Consider the following 2188-nt stretch of genomic DNA (forward strand, 5'->3'; position numbering starts at 1 on the left):
TCTTGCGCCCCAACGCCCAGGGACGCATCTGATTCTCGACCCAATTATTGCAAATAGGTAGATTGCCATCATCCAGATAGCGGCTTAAAGCTGGCCAACGCTTCAGAGTGTAATTGATGGCCTTGGCGGTGGGAGAACTCGATGGCACTGTCAGATGATGTTGGTTGAGCCATTCATATAGTTGTTGCATCACCGGTTGGCTATGCTGTTGTCGGTATTCGCGGCGGTCTTCCGCTGTACCATCGGTCTTTTTCCTGAGTTCTGCTTCTATCGCATACAGTTTCTGAATCAGCACCAATGCCTGTTCAGCGACCTGACTTTTCCCAGTTACATGCAGTTCATGGAATTTACGACGTGCATGTGCCATGCAGCCCACCTCAATGACATGGCCTGATTTAAAGCGTGCTTTATAACCACTGTAATCATCACAAACCAGATGACCCTGCCAGTCTTTCAGGAACTCTTCAGCATGCTGGCCAGAACGGCTATCCTGAAAGTCATAGATCACTGCCTGAACTGGATTGTACTGTGTGGTGGCATAGGCCCAGACATAACCTTTCTTCGGTTTTTTCTCATTCTCACCCATCCGCATGATGGTGACCGGTGTTTCATCTGCATGCAGCACCTGCTGTTGCAGTACCACCTCTTTTAAGGCATTGGCCAGAGGTTCCAGTTCCACACCGCAGCGACCTATCCAGTCAGATAACGTTGATCTGGATAAATCAATACCCGCCCGCTGATAGATCAGACGTTGACGGTACAGCGGTAAATGATCGGCATACTTCGATACCAACACATGGCTGAGCAGTTCAGGTGAAGCAATGCCTTTATCAATCACATAGGCGGGCATTGCTTGCTGAGTCAGGGTGTCACACTGATCACAGACCCATTTACCACGCACATGCTGTTCCTTATAGAACTTTGCCGGTCTGAAATGCAGTTTTTCACTGACATCTTCGCCGATACGACGGAGTTGGCAGCCACAACTGCATTGGGTTGATGCAGGTTCATGCTCAATACGGATGGTGTGTAGATGATCTGGCAGCAGTCGACGTTTAGGTTTATTGGTTTTGGCTTTGTGTGTCGCTGCATCGGTTTTATCTGCATTTAATCGTTCTAATTCCAGATCAACAGCAGCAATATCTTCTTCAACCGCTTCATCCCATAGGTGGATTTGTTTTGCGGTGAGATGTTCGTTTTTACTGCCGAATTTGTGCTGTTTAAATAGTGCGAGTTCATGCTCGTATTTTTGATTGAGAATAGAAAGATGTTGAACTTTAGAATCTAATTGCTGATTGGTGACTTCAAGATGTTGAACTCTGGCATCTAATTGCTGGTTTGATTGTGCTAGAGACTGATGCTGCATCGCCAACTGCCGGGTAAATTCCAGCAGTTGTTCATGGGTCAGTTGGCTTAAGTCAGGCAGCGTATTCATGACCGCAGTATGCCTGAGGTCATGAGAAGAATGAAATAGAACGTTTGGAGAATAGCAGAATGGAACAGCCTGGTTTAAAGCATCGTCACCACCTGCTGTCGTCCAATGCGCTGCCAGGGCAAACCTTGGATCAGTGCCTGTAACTGTTCCGGGCTGAGGGCCACGGTTTCACCTTGGTGAACTTGAGCCCAGTGAAATTTGCCCTGTTCCAGCCGCCGGGCACACAGCCAGATGCCCAGTCCATCATGTACCAGTACTTTCATGCGATGGCCACGTTTATTACAGAACAGGTAAGCACAATGCGGTTTGATGTAGCCAAAGGCTCTCACCACCTGAGCCATGGTCGTATCCATACCTGCACGCATGTCCATGGGCTGAGTAGACAACCAGATTTCATCAATGCGGATCATGTTGCCAGTGCCTTGAGTAATTCTGCCAAGGCAGGTATTTCTGATGTCTGCCATTTTAGCTGAATATCATTATTCGTATGAGGCACGGTGATACACAACGTGATCCTCTCATCAATAGGTTGGCTGATTGCAGCAGTGTAAGGCAAAGCAATAAATGCTGGATTCACATGAGTAGGATCCTGCACGGCACCCTCATGATGGCTGAAGATCCTGATCCAACGACTGACAAGGTTGGCATTAATACTATGTTGCAGTGCGACCGAAGCGATCGAGGTATTAGGATTTTTACAGGCATTGACAATACTGAGTTTGAATTCTTTGCTGTATGTTCTGCGTTTTTTAG

General features: G+C 47.4%; 3 protein-coding genes. All 3 read right to left on the minus strand.

Translation table 11 applies throughout. The features are described from left to right. On the minus strand, window positions 1-1435 hold a 1435-nt coding region (locus FTT87_RS15710), incomplete at its 3' end, for an IS66 family transposase (RefSeq protein WP_180175102.1). 74 nt (window positions 1436-1509) lie between these two features. After that, a complete protein-coding gene (gene tnpB / locus FTT87_RS15715; RefSeq protein ID WP_000618091.1) occupies window positions 1510-1845 on the minus strand; it encodes an IS66 family insertion sequence element accessory protein TnpB in 336 nt (111 codons plus the stop codon). Continuing rightward, window positions 1842-2188 (minus strand): transposase (locus tag FTT87_RS15720; protein ID WP_218954225.1); only part of this gene is annotated, 347 nt, incomplete at its 5' end. The genes tnpB and FTT87_RS15720, both read right to left, overlap by 4 nt.

It is taken from the genome of Acinetobacter sp. YH01022, assembly GCF_013420235.1.
GTDB lineage: Bacteria > Pseudomonadota > Gammaproteobacteria > Pseudomonadales > Moraxellaceae > Acinetobacter.

Coding starts and splice junctions, on each gene's coding strand:
- tnpB (WP_000618091.1), bottom strand. CDS start 1,845: ATGATCCGCATTGATGAAATCTGGTTGTCTACTCAGCCCATGGACATG.